Consider the following 14,386-nt stretch of genomic DNA (forward strand, 5'->3'; position numbering starts at 1 on the left):
CCGGCAGCGACGACCAGCTTATTTGGGGAGGTCTGCCTTCAGGCCTTCGACGTAGTAGTTCATCGAGGCCAGTTCGGCATTGCTGGCGCTGACCCCCGCAGGGATTTTTTCTACCCCGCCCTGGTCCTTGATCGGGCCGGTGAACGGGTGGAACTGGCCACTCTTGATGCTGGCGATGATCTGCTCGGCCTCGGCTTTCACCGGGGCCGGCAGCAGGTCGCTGAGGGGCAGCTCAACCGTACCCTCTTTCAGACCGCCCCAGTAGTCCTGGGATGTCCAGCTGTGGTCCAGCACCCCTTGGGTGGCCTGGATGTAGTGCGGGGCCCAGTTGTTGACGATGGAGGTCAGCACCGCCTTGGGGCCGAAGTGGGCCATGTCCGAGGCGTAGCCCACCGCATACACGCCGCGGCGCTCCGCGGCCTGGATCGGTGCCGGGCTGTCGGTGTGCTGGAAGATCACGTCGGCGCCCTGGTCGATCAGGGCGTTGGCGGCGTCGGCTTCCTTGCCCGGATCGAACCAGGAGTTGACCCACACCACCTTGATCTCGGTGCCCGGGTTGTACTTGTTCAGGGCCAGCTGGATGGCGTTGATGTCGCGGATCACTTCCGGGATCGGGAAGGAGGCGACGTAGCCGATCTTCTTGCTCTTGGTCATTTTCGCTGCGAGGAAGCCGCCGACGTAGCGTCCCTCGTAGGTGCGTGCCAGGTAGGTGCCGAGGTTCTTGTCCTGCTTGTAGCCGGTGGCGTGTTCGAAGGTCACCTTGGGGAACTGCTTGGCGACTTTCAGGGTGGGGTTCATGTAGCCGAAGGAGGTGGTGAAGATCAGGTCGTAGTTGTCCTTGGCCATGTTGCGGATCACCCGCTCGGCGTCGGCGCCTTCGGCCACGTTCTCGACGTAGTTGGTCTTGATCTGCTCGCCGAATTTTTCCGCCAGTGCCTTGCGTCCTTGTTCATGCTGATAGGTCCAGCCGTGGTCACCGATGGGACCGATGTAGACGAAGCCGACCTTCAGTGGATCGGCAGCGCTGGCGGCGAGACTGGCACTCAGGCCGACGGCGGCGGCGAGGGCGCAGAGCAGCTTGTGCAACGGACGTGTATGCATGAATTGGAGCTCCATCTTGTTGTGGGGGAGGACTGGGTCGGCAAGCGCTTAAGGGCAATGCAAATAGCTGACCAACAGGACAACAAAGATGGCGGTTGCGCCGGCGAGGCGGTTTCTACGTGGGCTGTGGGGCGCGTTTTTCGCTGGCAAGCCAGCTCCTACGGCGTTGGAATGTAGGAGCCGGCTTGCCGGCGAAGGGCTGTTCAAGATCCATCCCGGTGCGTGGCGCCTGAGCCTGGTGCACTGACATGTAACGAAACGTTAGTGACCCGAAGCAGTCTTTCATTCATCTCCTGTACTCGTTTTTATTTCCGTCAAAGGACTGCAATGTTCACTTCCCTCAAGCAAGAACAGTTTCTGCTGCTTGCGCTGCTGGCTGCCGTGGCCGCCTATCCCCTGGAACACCTGCTGCTCAATAGCGGCCAAGGCATTGCCCTGATGGCCGGGCTGGTGCTGATCGGCTTTATCGTCATCGCCTCGATGCGTGTTGCCCACCACGCCGAACGGCTGGCGGAAAAGGTCGGCGATCCCTACGGCACCATGATCCTGACCCTGGCCGCGGTGCTGGTGGAGGTGGTGATCCTGGCCATCATGATGAGCAACGAAGCCTCGCCGACCCTGGTGCGCGACACCATCTATTCGGCGGTGATGCTGGACATCAACGGCATCCTCGGCCTGGCCGCGCTGATGGGCGGCATCAAGCACGGCGAGCAGCCTTATAACGACGATTCGGCGCGCACCTACAGCGTGATGATTCTCACCGCCATGGGCGTGTCGATGGTGGTGCCGGAGTTCATCCCCGAGGCCGACTGGAAGGTGTATTCGGCCTTCACCATTGGCGCGATGGTGGTGCTCTATACCCTGTTCCTGCGCATGCAGGTCGGGCCGCACAGTTACTTCTTCAGCTATAGCTACCCGGAAAAGCGCCGTGCTAAAGAGGCCCAGGAACAGCCCCATGCCGTCAACCTGGCCTGGAGCATCGGCATCCTGGTGTTCGGCGTGGTGGTGATCGGCGCCCTGGCCGAGGTGATGTCCAAGACCCTGGACCTGGGCCTGGAAGGCACGGGCGCGCCGCCGGTGATCACGGCGATCCTGGTGGCGGCGATTTCTGCCGCGCCGGAGATTCTCACCGCCCTGCGTGCGGCCCTGGCCAACCGCATGCAGTCGGTGGTCAACGTGGCCCTGGGCGCCTCCCTGTCGACGGTGATCCTCACGGTGCCGGTGATGGAGGCCATGGCCCTGTACACCGGCCAGCCGTTCCAGATGGCCATGACTCCTGTGCAGACAGTGATGGTGTTCATCACCCTGATCGTCAGCGCGATCAACCTCAACGACGGTGAAACCAATGCCATCGAGGGCATGACTCACTTCGTGCTGTTTGCCACCTTCATCATGCTGTCGCTGCTGGGCCTTTAAAGCGGCTGGGCTGACTGGATGGCGCAGCGAAAGCTGACACCGGGGGCATTCCAGGCCGCCAGTGCCCCCCAACGCCAACGGCGCACGGTGCTGGCCGAAGGAGAAAAGGTCGGGTCGTTGGCAAACTTGTTGTTGGCGCCGCGTTGCGCCCGATAGATGCCTGTTTCAGGCCCTTGCGGGTTCTCCACGGGAGACTCGCGATAGTAGTGTTTATCGTACCAATCGTTGACCCATTCACTGGCGTTGCCGGTGAGGTTGTAGAGGCCTAGCGGATTGGGCACAAACCTGTCCACGGCGAAGGTTTCGTTGTCGTCAGGGGCCGGGAAGTTGCGGCCGTAATCCAGATTGCCGTTGTCGGTGGCGAACATCACCGGCTGGCCGCGGTTGCGCGCCGCATATTCCCATTGCGCCTCGGTCGGCAGATCGACGCGATAGCCGCTGAGGTCTGCCAGCCAGCCACAGTAATCCTTGGCCTCTTGCCATGATCGAGAGGCCGGGGCGGGCAGGTTTTCAAGGTAGAGGTGCTTCATGTCTTCGCGTTTACGAAGTTCAGCGTCGAATGGCGGCTTGCCTTGGGCCAGGAAGAACAGATCAAAATCGCCCAGGGTGGTTTGCAGCGAGGACAGGTAATAGCTGCTCAATTTGACCGGGTGAACGAAATCGTCATCGACGTCGAGACTGATCCGCTCCATTTTTGCCGGGTCCACGCCGCAGGGCCATTGGCACAAGGCAAGTGGGTCGAAGCCATGGGGCCAACCGAAATCGCCCATCTGGAATTCGCCCCCTTCGATCAACACCATGTTGTCCAGCGAGCGGATCACTGTGTTGAGTACGGCCTCGCGGTTTTGTGGGGACAGATCTGGGTATTTGCGGCTGATGGTCGAAGCAATTTCTGCCACTTTTTCAGCTGACAGCGCTTTGCTGGGCGGGCCAGCAACCTCCTGTTTCTCGCAGCCTGAAATCAGCAGCGCGACGCAGAGCGCCAGTCCGTACTTTTGTTTCACGTAATGTCCCTATAGCGGTTCGTTCGAGGGCGGAAACTAACATGTTTCCTCAATCCGATTCCGCTTAAGGCGCAGGCGAGGGATCGGGTCCCTCGCCGTTGAACTCAACGATCAGCTACCGGCGATCAGTTGCCGGGCCGCCTGGCTGTGATCGGCGATCAGGTTTTTCAGGTCCAGCCCTTCGACCTGGCCATCAATCACCCGCCACTGGCCACCAATCATGACCCGGTCCGCTCGATCCGCGCCGCACAACAGCAGCGCCGAAACCGGATCATGGCTACCCGAGAAACGCAGCTCATCGAGCTTGAACAACGCCAGGTCCGCCTGCTTGCCCACCGCCAGCTCGCCGATGTCGGTGCGGCCCAACAGGCTTGCCGAACCCTGGGTCGCCCAGCCCAATACGCGCTCCGGGGTGATCTTCTCGGCGCCGTAGCGCAGGCGCTGGATGTACAGCGCCTGCCGCGCTTCGAGGATCATGTTCGACGCATCGTTGGACGCCGAACCGTCCACGCCCAAGCCCAGGGGCGCGCCGGCGTCGGTCAGTTCGATACTGGGGCAGATGCCGGAGGCCAGGCGCATGTTCGAACTCGGGCAATGGCAGATGCCGGTGCCGGCAGCGCCCAGGCGGGCGATTTCATCCGGGTTGAAGTGGATGCCGTGGGCCAGCCAGGTACGCGGACCGAGCCAGCCGACGCTGTCCAGGTAATCCACGGTGCGCAGGCCGAAGCGCTGCAGGCAGAAGTCTTCTTCGTCGAGGGTTTCGGCGAGGTGAGTGTGCAGGCGCACATCGAGTCCGTTGGCCAGTTCGGCGCTGGCCGACATGATTTCCGGGGTCACCGAGAACGGCGAGCACGGCGCCAGGGCGATCTGGATCTGCGCGCCGTCGCCACGCTCGTGGTATTGGCGAATCAGGCGCTGACTGTCGTCGAGAATCACCTGGCCTTCCTGCACGGTCTGTTGCGGTGGCAGGCCGCCGTCCTTTTCGCCCAGGCTCATGGAACCGCGGGTGAGCATGGCGCGCATGCCCAGTTCACGCACGCTTTCGACTTGCACGTCGATGGCGTTTTCCAGGCCGTCGGGAAACAGGTAGTGATGGTCGGCGGCGGTGGTGCAACCGGAGAGCAGCAGCTCGGCCAGCGCCACTTTGGTGGCCAGGGCGAGTTTTTCCGGGGTCAGCCGGGCCCAGACCGGGTACAGGGTCTTGAGCCAGGGGAACAGCGGCTGGTTGACCACCGGCGCCCAGGCCCGGGTCAGGGTTTGGTAGAAGTGATGGTGGGTGTTGATCAGGCCCGGCAGCAACACGTGCTCGCGGGCATCGAAGACCTGTTGGCAAGGGCTCGCAGGCTGTTGGCCCAGGCCCAGGACTTCAACGATCAGACCGTCTTGCACGACCAGGCCGCCACGGGCGTCGAGGGCATTGCCGGTGAAGATGGCCAGGGGATTTTTTAACCAGGTACGGGTCGCAGGCATGGTGGCCGGCTCCTCTGAAAGTGGGTTCAGGTTAGCCAGCTCAGTGTTGCCCTGTCTGCTGATCCAGGGTCGCCGCAAGGGGCGAGGTGCGCAGTCTAGCGAAAGATGTGCCGGGGGACAAAACTTGCGGTTTGCCCCCCGTTGCAGAGCCTTGGCAGCGCTGTGCAAGCGCTGCCAGGGGCATCGGTTACAGAGATTGCGGGCTTACCAGGGGATGGTTTCGCCCTTGTAGTTGACGAAGTGATGGCCGCCCTTGCCGGTGTAGGCGTTGATCTGGGCGATCAGCCCACGGGTGCTGGTTTGCACGTCGATGTCGGCGCCTTCACCGCCCATGTCGGTCTTTACCCAGCCCGGGTGCAGCGAGAGCACGGTCAGCTTCTGTTGCAGCTGGGTGACGAAGCTGTTGGTCATGGAGTTCAGCGCCGCCTTGCTGGCCTTGTACAGCGCCAGCTCCGGAGCGTCCGGCATGGTCACGCTGCCCAGCACCGAACTCATGAACGCCAGCACGCCGCTGTCCTTGCGGATCTGCCCGACAAAGCGCTGGGCCAGGTTGATCGGCGCCACCGCGTTGGTGAAGAACAGCTGGCCGACTTCGGCCAGGGTCGCGTGGCCCGGCAGTTGGTTGTCCGGGCCCTTGACCCCGGCATTGACGAACAGCAGGTCGAACACCTGGTCCTTGAGTTTCTGGCTCAGGGCGATCACCGCTTGCTGATCGTCCATGTCCAGTTGTTCGATCTGCACCTTGCCCAGTGCCTGCAGGGCTTCGGCCTTGTGCGGGTTGCGCACGGTGGCGGTGACTTGCCAGCCGTCTTCCAGCAGGCGTTGTACCAGGCCGAGGCCCAGGCCCCGGGAGGCGCCGATGATCAGTGCGGTTTTTGCCGTGGACATGATGAGGTTCCTTGATAAATGAGGATCACGGATTCAATGGACAGGCTTGTCCCAGCCGCAGTTGCAGCTCGTGGCGCAACTGGCCCAGTTCTCCGATGCACTTGCATGGGGCTCGAAAGGGCTTGACCCTGGAGCATACTCCAGGCTTTAGCCTGCGCGCTCCTTGAGTTGATGGAGCACTTCCTATGTGGACGACCGAACACTACCGAAAATTGGTCCGCGCCAGCGGCTGGTACGACTTGCTGGTGACGCTGGCCTTTGTCACCCCCTGGAGTTTCATGGCCTTGCACGAGTTGCTGCAGGGCGCGGCCCAGGCCTTCAATCTGCCCGGTAGCCTGCCTCCGTTCGAGCCGATGCACCTGCTGATGGCCAACCTCATGGGGTCGATTGTCTGCGTATGGTCGGTGCTGCGGATTCGTGATCCGCAGCAGGCGTTTGGCCGTTATGACGCGGTGGGGCGCCTCCTGTTTGCCACTTGGCAGGGGTACGCCCTGATGCACGGCGCCACCGCATTGATCGCGGTGTTCCTGGTTTTCGAACTGGCCTGGTGCGTGGCGCAGTTGCTGCCGGTCAAAGGCGACGTAGGCAAGCTGGCTCCAGCCGGGCGTGCGCCGGTCATTTAATGCCCCGCCTGCCAAGGCTGCCCCAGGGATACCGGTGCGTACAAACGGGTGCGCAAGGCGTCGCGCGATAGCAGCACCAGCACCAGGATGGTGGCGGCATAGGGCAGCATCGCCAGCAGGTTGGAGGGTATCGCCAGCCCCAGGCCCTGGGCCACCAGATGCAGGATGCTCGCCAGGCCGAACAGGTAGGCGCCGAGCAACAGTCGCCACACGCGCCAACTGGCGAACACCACCAGGGCTAGGGCAATCCAGCCGCGGCCGGCGCTCATGTTCTCGGCCCACATCGGGGTGTAGGCCAGGGACAGGTAGGCCCCGGCCAACCCGGCCATGGCACCGCCGAACAGCACCGCGAGCGTGCGCACCCGCAGCACCGGCAGGCCCATGGCGCTGGCGGCGTCGGGGTTTTCGCCGACGGCCTGGATGATCAGGCCAACCCGGCTCTTGAGGAGCACCCAGGCCACCAGGGCGAACAGCGCGAAGGACAAGTACACCAGCAGATCCTGGGCAAACAGCATGCGGCCGATCAGCGGGATGTCGCTGAGCAATGGCAGTGCCAGCGGTTCGAACCCGGCCAGTGGCTTGCCGACCCAGGCCGCGCCGACAAAGCTCGACAAGCCGACCCCGAAGATAGTCAACGCCAGCCCGGTAGCCACCTGATTGGCATTGAACGCCAGGGCCACCAGGGCAAACAGCGCCGAGAGCAGCATTCCCGCCGCCATTGCCAGCAGCACGCCAAGCCACAAATGGCCGCTGTTGAGGGCGACGATAAAACCTATCACCGCGCCGAACAGCATCATGCCTTCCTGGCCGAGGTTGAGGACGCCGCTCTTTTCACAGATCAGTTCCCCCAGGGCCACCAGCAGCAAGGGCGTGCCGCAGCGCACCATGGCGTAGAGAATATTGCTCAGCAGATCGATATCCATTACAGGGCTCCGGCGGTTGCGCTGAGGGGCGTGTCGCGGCGTGCCCAGCGCAGGTTCAGGCGCGGCCGATAGAGAATCAGTACGTCACAGGCCAGGAGGAAGAACAGCATCATGCCCTGGAACAACTGGGTAATGGCCTGGGGCAGGTTGAGGCTCATCTGCGCGCTTTCGCCACCGATGTACAGCAGGGCCATGAGCAGGCTGGAGAACAGGATGCCAATGGGGTTCAGGCGCCCGAGAAAGGCCACGGTGATCGCCGCATAGCCGTAGCCGGGGGAGACCTGCGGCACCAGTTGGCCGATGGGCCCGGTGACTTCACAGACCCCGGCCAACCCAGCCAGGGCGCCGCTGATCAATAGCGCCAGCCAGATCAGGCGCTGCTGGCGAAAGCCGACGAAACCCGCGGCGCGCCGGTCCAGCCCGAGGACCTTGATCTGGAAACCGACGAAGCTTTTCTGCAGCAGTACCCAGACTGCCACCAGGGCCAGCAGGGCGAAATACACCCCGGCGTGGACCCGACCGTCTTCCATCAACTGTGGCAGGCGGCTGGCGTCGCCGAACATCGCCGACTCGGGGAAGTTGAACCCGGCGGGGTCCTTCAATGGGCCGTGTACGCAATACAGCAACAGGTTCAGGGCGATGTAGTTGAGCATGATGCTGGTGAGGATTTCGTTGGCGTTGAAGCGCGTGCGCAACCAGGCCGTGAGCCCGGCCCAGGCGGCGCCGGCCAGGGTGCCGGTGAGCAGGATCAGTACCAGCGCCCAGCGACTTTGCAATTCGATGAGGTTGACCGCCAGGGCGCTGCCGGCCAGGGCCCCGAGCAGCAATTGGCCTTCAGCGCCGATGTTCCAGATGCGGGCCCGGTAGGCCACTGCCAGGCCCAGGGCGCAGAGCAGGATCGGCAGCGCCTTGACCAGCAGTTCCGAGACGCCGTACAGGTCGCTGACCGGGGCGATCAGCAGGGTGTGCAGGGTCAGCAGCGGGTCATGCCCCAGGGCCATGAACAGCAGGGCACCACAGCTCAGGGTCAGCAGCGCGGCCAGAAGAGGGGAACACCAGAGCATCAGGCGCGACTGGCGGCCGCGAGGTTCGAGTGAAAGCAGCATGGACGACTCCGTTAAACCGCCGGGGCGGGGGTGTAGGGGACGGCTTCGAAGTGGCCGGCCATCCAGGCGCCGACTTCGACCAATGAGGTGTCGGCGCAGGCTTTGGGCGTCGAGAGACGACCACCGCACAGGGCGGCAATGCGATCGCTGATCTGCAGCAGTTCATCCAGGTCTTCGGAGATCACCAGGATCGCCGCGCCGGCATCGCGCAGGGCGATCAGTGCCCGGTGAATGGTGGCAGCGGCACCCACGTCGACGCCCCAGGTCGGGTGCGCGGCGATCAGCAAGCGCGGTTGCTGGAGGATCTCGCGGCCGAGGATGAATTTCTGCAGATTGCCGCCGGACAGGCTGCGGGCCGGGCTCTGGGCATCACCGGTCTTGACCCCGAAGCGCTGGATGATTGTCTCGGCCAGGGCGCGGACCTTGGCTCTTTGAATCAGGCCATTGCGGACCAGTCCTTGTTGAAAGGCGCTGAGCAGCGCGTTGTCTTCCAGGCTCAGTTCCGGCACTGCACCTTGCCCCAGGCGTTCGGCGGGGACGAAGGCCAGCCCCTTTCGGCGTCTTGCATCGGGGTAGAGATGGCCGACGGCCTGGCCGGCCAGGCAGATGCGTTGGGCCTCACCGGGAGCCAGGCGTTGCTCGCCGCTGAGCAGGGCCAGCAGTTCGTCCTGGCCATTGCCGGCGACCCCGGCGATACCGACGATTTCGCCACTGCGCAGGCTCAGGTCGATGGCCTTGAGGGAGCAGCCGAAGGGATCGGGGTTGTGCCAGCTCAACTCGCGGATGTGCAGGAATTCGGTAGCGCCGCTGACCTTGGGGTAGTCGGCGAGCAGGGCCGCCGTGTCACCCACCATCAGTCGCGCCAGTTCCTGGTTCGAGCATTCGGCCGGCCGACAGTGACCGGCCACCCGGCCGCCCCGCAGTACTGTGGCGCTGTGGCACAGCGCGCGGACTTCGGCGAGCTTGTGGCTGATGAACAGGATGCTGCAGCCCTCGGCCGCCAGCCGGCGCAGGGTGACGAACAGTTCTTCGGCCTCTTGCGGGGTCAGCACTGAGGTGGGTTCGTCGAGGATCAACAGGCGGATGTCCTGCATCAGGCAGCGCACGATCTCCACTCGTTGACGCTCGCCGATGGACAGGCTGTGCACCAGGCGCTGGGGTTCCAGGGGCATGCCATAACGCTGGGACACTTCGCGGATCTTGCCTTCCAGCTGGCCCGGCGTGCCGGCCGCCGCGCCCATGGCCAGGGCAATGTTTTGCGCGACGCTGAGGGTTTCGAACAATGAGAAATGCTGGAACACCATGCCGATTCCCAGGCCGCGAGCCTGGGCCGGGCTGCTGATGAGCTGACGCCGGCCTTGCCAGATCAACTCCCCCGAGTCGGCCTGGATCACCCCGTAGATGATCTTCATCAAGGTGCTTTTGCCGGCGCCGTTCTCGCCGAGCAGGGCCTGGATTTCACCTGGAGCGATGCTCAGGTCGATGGCGTCGTTGGCCAGGCAACCGGGATAGCGCTTGCTGATCTGGCGCAGTTGCAGGCGCGGAGTTTGTGCGATGGGCACAGCGGAATTTGGCATGACGGGCTCGGGGGATTGGAGTTGTTGCTGTGGATAAAGCAATTTCCTGGCCAGTAGGTCAGGAAAGCTCAGGCGCCGCCCTGGAGTGCCCCTTGAACTGTTGGAGGAGGCGGAAACCGGGCACCACTTCGGGGCAAAGTGTTTGAAAGGGCTCTGTTTTTGTCCGCGGCAAACTGAGCAAAAAATGACCAGTGGCCTGCAGGCCCTGTGCAGTCAGCGGCTGGAGCAGCCTTGCACGGGTTATCCACAGCTTGCTCCACAGTATTTGTGTGCAAGCCTGGAACTTGGGCATAAGCCCGGCAGCCTTGCCTTCCAACCGCGATAAACCACTCTAACTTACTGTTTTACGTTGCAAAAAAGTCCATTGGAGGAACTTTGGGCAAAAAATGAACAAAGCCCGCAAAGCCACGTTACAGAAGGGTTACAGCGTTATGTGCTCAGGTTATCCACAGTCGGGTGCACAGCAGATGTGGGCAACTGCGGGAGGCTCTGCCGGGTTATGCACAAGGTGCTCGGGCCGGGTTGGTGCGCTCAGCGCTGCAAGAGGATGCGTCCGCGGCTGAGGTCGGCCAACTGCTGTTGCAGGGTATCGATCTGCTCTTCGCCCAGGGCGAGTTGCAACTCCACGCCATTGGCGGTGAAGTCTTCCTCTACCAGCAACCCGCCCAGTTCGGCGATCCGCAACTTGACCAGGGCCAGCTCGCTGAAACTGCAGGCGCAGCGCAGCGGTACGCGGTTGACCAGGGCGATGCGCTCGGCGCCTTGCAGGCATTTGTTGGCACCGCCGCCGTAAGCCCGGGCCAGGCCACCAGTGCCCAGCTGGATGCCGCCGTACCAGCGGATCACCAGCACGGCTACCTGATCGCAATCCTGGGCCTCGATGGCCGCGAGGATCGGCCGTCCGGCGGTGCCGCCGGGTTCGCCGTCGTCGTTGCTGCGGTACTGATCGGCCAGCTTCCACGCCCAGCAATTGTGGGAGGCGTTGAGGTCACTGTATTGCTGGATGAAGGCTTGGGCCTCGACCGCGCTGGTGATGGGCGCGGCAAAGGTGATGAAGCGGCTTTTGCGAATCTCTTCGCGGTACTCGCAAAGGCCGGCCAGGGTAAAGGGCATGAGCGTCAGTCTTTCTGGGCGGGAGTCAGGCCACAGCCTTTGAGGATGATACGGATCAGGTTGGTGCCGGCCTCTTCGAAATCCTGCTTGGTCAGGCGGCTGCGGCCGGTGACGCGGCAGATCTGGGTGGCGAAGTCGGCGTAGTGCTGGGTGCTGCCCCAAAGCAGGAAGATCAGGTGCACTGGGTCAACCGGGTCCATCTTGCCGGCGTCGATCCAGGCCTGGAACACATTGGCCCGGCCTTGGAACCAGGCGCGGTAGTCCTGGCTGAAGTATTCGCTCAGGCATTCGCCGCCACTGATGATTTCCATGGCGAAGATCCGCGAGGCCTGTGGCTGGCGACGGGAAAATTCCATCTTGGCGCGGATGTAGCGGGTCAGGGCCTCGGCCGGGTCATCCTCGGCGGTGAGGGTGTTGAAGGTGCTGTCCCAGAGTTCGAGGATGTTGCTCAGCACCGCGATGTACAGCCCCAGTTTGTTGGTGAAGTAGTAGTGCAGGTTGGCTTTGGGCAGGCCGGCCTTCTGCGCGATGGTGTTCATGCTGGTGCCTTTGAAGCCGTGACGGGCGAACTCGTCCTCGGCGGCCTGGATGATGGCCTCTTCATTCTTCTGCCGAATGCGGCTGGCGGGTTTGCCTGGGTGAGGAGTGCTGTGGGCGGGGACTTCAAAGGTCATGGAGGTTTCCGAGCAAGTCTGTGGGTGCAACCTGTGCGTTGATAGCGCACCCAGGTTGATCAGACAAGCCTTGGCGCGACAAAAGCTTCAGCGGGCCTTCAGGCAGTGATTTTCCGGCGCCGGATTTATGTCGTTTGGCAGGCTTTTACCGTCCGGCAGCAGGCGCATCAACAGGGCTGCCAGGGGGGGCGGCGGTCGTTGAGTCCGTGGATCAGTTCACTGCAGCGGGAAGCATCTGGCTGAAGGGCGTGGAGCTCGGGCTGAAGGTTCTAGGTGCCGAGGTCTTTGCAAAAAAGCTGTCCAGGTGCTCAGGTCATTTTCTCTGGTTGTCGATACGGCCTTGCGAGTACGGGGCTTTACGCGGGCTTTGCCGGTTTTCAGCGGGTCGCCGCCAGGCTCTCCAGGAAGCTTTCCAGCACCAGGTGGGGGCGCCGGCCCTTGCGTGTGACCGATGCCAGGCTCAGGTCATAGAAGCGCGACTTGGGCTTGAGCGCGCGCAACCGGCCTTGCTGCACCCAGAGGGTGGCGTAGTGGTCAGGGAGGTAGCCGATATAGCGTCCGGTGAGGATCAGGAAGGCCATGCCTTCGCGGTCGGATGCGCTGGCGGTGCAGTTCAATGCTTGATAGTGGGCCTGGATTTCCGCGGGCAGGCGGAAGGTCGGGGCAATGGCGTCCTGGTCATTGAGACGCTGATCGTCCAGTTGCTTGTCGTCCACGTAAAACAGGGGATGGCCCACCGCGCAGTACAGCAACGAACGTTCGTCATACAGCGGCTGATACTCCAATCCAGACAGGGCGCTGGCCTGGGGCACCACGCCGACGTGCAGGCGACCGTCGAGTACCCCTTGCTCGACTTCGTTGGGGGCGATCATGCGGATCTGGATCTGCACGTCCGGGCCGCGCTCCTTCAATTGCGCCAGGGCGTGGGTGATGCGCATGTGGGGCAGTGTCACCAGGTTGTCGGTGAGGCCGATGATCAACTCGCCCCGCAGGTGGCGGTGCAGGCCGTTGACCTCGGTGCGGAAACTCTCCAGGGCGCTGAGCAGTTGCAGGCTCGACTGATAGACCTCGCGGCCTTCTTCGGTGAGGGAAAAGCCGGCGCGTCCGCGTTGGCACAGGCGCAGGCCGACCCGTTGCTCCAGATCACTCATCTGTTGGCTGATGGCCGAGCGGCCGATGCCGAGCACGGTCTCTGCGGCGGAGAAACCACCGCATTCCACAACACTGCGAAAGATCCGCAGCAGGCGGATATCAAAGTCGCTGACTTGCGCCAGCGGGTCGGCGCGACGGCTGCTCATAGTTTAGTGGATGCCAGACTGAAGGTTATTAAAGTTGGATTTCACCGACTTTATAGCCGTGGCAACTTAGTCGCAACAACGCTTTTATTCCTACGCCGCTTCATTGCCTTGCGAGGTTTTGCTCATGAACATGCCGGAAACCGCGATTCCATCTTTGGCCAGTCAGCTCAAGCTTGACGCTCACTGGATGCCCTACACCGCCAATCGCAACTTCCAACGCGACCCGCGCCTGATCGTCGGCGCCGAGGGCAGCTGGCTGGTGGATGACAAGGGCCGCAAGGTCTATGACTCGCTGTCCGGTCTGTGGACCTGCGGCGCCGGTCACTCGCGCAAAGAGATCCAGGAAGCGGTATCCAAGCAACTGGGCACCCTGGATTACTCCCCAGGCTTCCAATACGGTCACCCGCTGTCGTTTCAACTGGCGGAAAAAATCACCGACCTGACTCCGGGCAACCTGAACCATGTGTTCTTCACCGACTCCGGCTCCGAGTGCGCTGATACCGCAGTGAAGATGGTGCGTGCCTACTGGCGCCTGAAAGGCCAGTCGACCAAGACCAAGATGATTGGCCGTGCCCGTGGCTATCACGGTGTGAACATCGCCGGCACCAGTCTGGGCGGGGTCAACGGCAACCGTAAACTGTTCGGCCAGGCAATGATGGATGTGGACCACCTGCCGCACACTCTGCTGGCCAGTAACGCGTTTTCCCGTGGCATGCCGGAGCAGGGCGGTATTGCCCTGGCCGATGAGCTGCTGAAGCTGATCGAACTGCACGATGCTTCCAATATCGCTGCGGTCTTCGTCGAGCCGATGGCTGGCTCGGCTGGCGTACTGGTGCCGCCACAGGGTTATCTCAAGCGTCTGCGGGAAATCTGTGATCAGCACAACATCCTGCTGGTGTTCGACGAAGTGATCACAGGCTTCGGTCGTACGGGGGCGATGTTCGGCGCCGACAGCTTCGGCGTAACCCCGGATCTGATGTGTGTGGCCAAGCAGGTCACCAACGGCGCCATTCCCATGGGCGCGGTGATTGCCAGCTCCGAGATCTATCAGACCTTCATGAACCAGGCGACGCCCGAGTACGCCGTGGAATTCCCCCACGGCTACACCTATTCGGCGCACCCGGTGGCGTGCGCTGCGGGTCTGGCGGCACTGGATCTGTTGCAGAAGGAAAACCTGGTGCAGAGCGTGGCTG

At 62.8% G+C, this 14,386-nt stretch carries 13 protein-coding genes (1 of these 13 running past the window's edge); 3 read left to right on the forward strand and 10 right to left on the reverse strand.

The window, feature by feature from the left end:
• Window positions 1-18: 18 nt before the first annotated feature.
• Window positions 19-1,101, reverse strand: a complete 1,083-nt coding sequence (locus ACMGF8_RS08625) for a BMP family ABC transporter substrate-binding protein (RefSeq protein WP_115581537.1) — start codon at window positions 1,099-1,101, stop codon at window positions 19-21.
• Between the two features lie 327 nt (window positions 1,102-1,428).
• Between ACMGF8_RS08625 and ACMGF8_RS08630 the strand changes: the two genes are divergently transcribed.
• Window positions 1,429-2,517, forward strand: a complete 1,089-nt coding sequence (locus ACMGF8_RS08630; protein WP_102863038.1) for a calcium:proton antiporter — start codon at window positions 1,429-1,431, stop codon at window positions 2,515-2,517.
• Here the strand turns inward: ACMGF8_RS08630 and ACMGF8_RS08635 are convergent.
• The 3 genes from ACMGF8_RS08635 to ACMGF8_RS08645 all read right to left on the reverse strand — a co-directional run bounded on the left by ACMGF8_RS08635 (window position 2,514) and on the right by ACMGF8_RS08645 (window position 5,879).
• The gene (locus ACMGF8_RS08635) at window positions 2,514-3,521 is read right to left on the reverse strand and encodes a formylglycine-generating enzyme family protein (protein WP_347709961.1); all 1,008 of its coding nucleotides are present in this window, start codon (window positions 3,519-3,521) and stop codon (window positions 2,514-2,516) included. The genes ACMGF8_RS08630 and ACMGF8_RS08635 overlap by 4 nt on opposite strands.
• A gap of 111 nt (window positions 3,522-3,632) precedes the next feature.
• Complete coding sequence (locus ACMGF8_RS08640) at window positions 3,633-4,991, reverse strand: 8-oxoguanine deaminase (protein WP_207167022.1); 1,359 nt, start codon at window positions 4,989-4,991, stop codon at window positions 3,633-3,635.
• 204 nt (window positions 4,992-5,195) lie between these two features.
• On the reverse strand, window positions 5,196-5,879 hold the full coding sequence (locus tag ACMGF8_RS08645) for an SDR family oxidoreductase (protein ID WP_102863041.1): 684 nt from the start codon (window positions 5,877-5,879) through the stop codon (window positions 5,196-5,198).
• Window positions 5,880-6,064: 185 nt separating this feature from the next.
• Between ACMGF8_RS08645 and ACMGF8_RS08650 the strand changes: the two genes are divergently transcribed.
• Window positions 6,065-6,502 (forward strand): hypothetical protein, encoded by a 438-nt coding sequence (locus ACMGF8_RS08650; RefSeq protein ID WP_102863042.1) that lies wholly within the window; start codon window positions 6,065-6,067, stop codon window positions 6,500-6,502.
• On the opposite strand, the gene ACMGF8_RS08655 is transcribed toward ACMGF8_RS08650, so the two are convergent.
• From ACMGF8_RS08655 to ACMGF8_RS08680, 6 genes are all read right to left on the reverse strand, one after another.
• Window positions 6,499-7,425: an ABC transporter permease gene (locus ACMGF8_RS08655; protein ID WP_207167023.1), complete on the reverse strand. Its 927-nt coding sequence runs from the start codon at window positions 7,423-7,425 to the stop codon at window positions 6,499-6,501. The two genes, ACMGF8_RS08650 and ACMGF8_RS08655, sit on opposite strands and share 4 nt — an antisense overlap.
• Window positions 7,425-8,531, reverse strand: a complete 1,107-nt coding sequence (locus ACMGF8_RS08660) for an ABC transporter permease (protein WP_102863044.1) — start codon at window positions 8,529-8,531, stop codon at window positions 7,425-7,427. The genes ACMGF8_RS08655 and ACMGF8_RS08660 overlap by 1 nt, the downstream gene beginning before the upstream one ends.
• An 11-nt stretch (window positions 8,532-8,542) precedes the next feature.
• Complete coding sequence (locus ACMGF8_RS08665) at window positions 8,543-10,108, reverse strand: ABC transporter ATP-binding protein (RefSeq protein ID WP_416759282.1); 1,566 nt, start codon at window positions 10,106-10,108, stop codon at window positions 8,543-8,545.
• A gap of 531 nt (window positions 10,109-10,639) precedes the next feature.
• Window positions 10,640-11,221 carry an IMPACT family protein gene (locus ACMGF8_RS08670; protein WP_102863046.1) on the reverse strand — a complete coding sequence of 194 codons (582 nt, stop codon included), beginning with the start codon at window positions 11,219-11,221 and terminating at the stop codon, window positions 10,640-10,642.
• Between the two features lie 5 nt (window positions 11,222-11,226).
• Window positions 11,227-11,895, reverse strand: coding sequence for a TetR/AcrR family transcriptional regulator (locus tag ACMGF8_RS08675; protein WP_102863047.1), 669 nt, complete (start codon window positions 11,893-11,895; stop codon window positions 11,227-11,229).
• A 377-nt stretch (window positions 11,896-12,272) separates the two neighbouring features.
• Entirely contained in the window at window positions 12,273-13,193 is a 921-nt protein-coding gene (locus ACMGF8_RS08680) for a LysR family transcriptional regulator (RefSeq protein WP_102863048.1), read from the reverse strand.
• Between the two features lie 124 nt (window positions 13,194-13,317).
• Here ACMGF8_RS08680 and ACMGF8_RS08685 point away from each other — a divergent pair, with 124 nt between their 5' ends.
• A protein-coding gene (locus tag ACMGF8_RS08685) for an aspartate aminotransferase family protein (RefSeq protein ID WP_416759286.1) crosses the window boundary here: on the forward strand, window positions 13,318-14,386 show its 5' portion. It continues 281 nt past the right edge of the window; 1,069 of the gene's 1,350 nt are visible here — the first part of the coding sequence; the start codon lies at window positions 13,318-13,320; its stop codon lies off the right edge, out of view.

The sequence above is a fragment of the Pseudomonas sp. BNK-7 genome (assembly GCF_048072025.1).
In the GTDB taxonomy this organism is placed as follows: Bacteria; Pseudomonadota; Gammaproteobacteria; order Pseudomonadales; family Pseudomonadaceae; genus Aquipseudomonas; species Aquipseudomonas danubii.

What these genes read in the sequence shown, in the direction of transcription:
- ACMGF8_RS08625 (WP_115581537.1), bottom strand. Translation starts at nt 1,101, where the DNA reads ATGCATACACGTCCGTTGCACAAGCTGCTCTGCGCCCTCGCCGCCGCC.
- ACMGF8_RS08630 (WP_102863038.1), top strand. Translation starts at nt 1,429, where the DNA reads ATGTTCACTTCCCTCAAGCAAGAACAGTTTCTGCTGCTTGCGCTGCTG.
- ACMGF8_RS08640 (WP_207167022.1), bottom strand. Translation starts at nt 4,991, where the DNA reads ATGCCTGCGACCCGTACCTGGTTAAAAAATCCCCTGGCCATCTTCACC.
- ACMGF8_RS08645 (WP_102863041.1), bottom strand. Translation starts at nt 5,879, where the DNA reads ATGTCCACGGCAAAAACCGCACTGATCATCGGCGCCTCCCGGGGCCTG.
- ACMGF8_RS08650 (WP_102863042.1), top strand. Translation starts at nt 6,065, where the DNA reads ATGTGGACGACCGAACACTACCGAAAATTGGTCCGCGCCAGCGGCTGG.
- ACMGF8_RS08655 (WP_207167023.1), bottom strand. Translation starts at nt 7,425, where the DNA reads ATGGATATCGATCTGCTGAGCAATATTCTCTACGCCATGGTGCGCTGC.
- ACMGF8_RS08660 (WP_102863044.1), bottom strand. Translation starts at nt 8,531, where the DNA reads ATGCTGCTTTCACTCGAACCTCGCGGCCGCCAGTCGCGCCTGATGCTC.
- ACMGF8_RS08665 (WP_416759282.1), bottom strand. Translation starts at nt 10,108, where the DNA reads ATGCCAAATTCCGCTGTGCCCATCGCACAAACTCCGCGCCTGCAACTG.
- ACMGF8_RS08670 (WP_102863046.1), bottom strand. Translation starts at nt 11,221, where the DNA reads ATGCCCTTTACCCTGGCCGGCCTTTGCGAGTACCGCGAAGAGATTCGC.
- ACMGF8_RS08675 (WP_102863047.1), bottom strand. Translation starts at nt 11,895, where the DNA reads ATGACCTTTGAAGTCCCCGCCCACAGCACTCCTCACCCAGGCAAACCC.
- ACMGF8_RS08680 (WP_102863048.1), bottom strand. Translation starts at nt 13,193, where the DNA reads ATGAGCAGCCGTCGCGCCGACCCGCTGGCGCAAGTCAGCGACTTTGAT.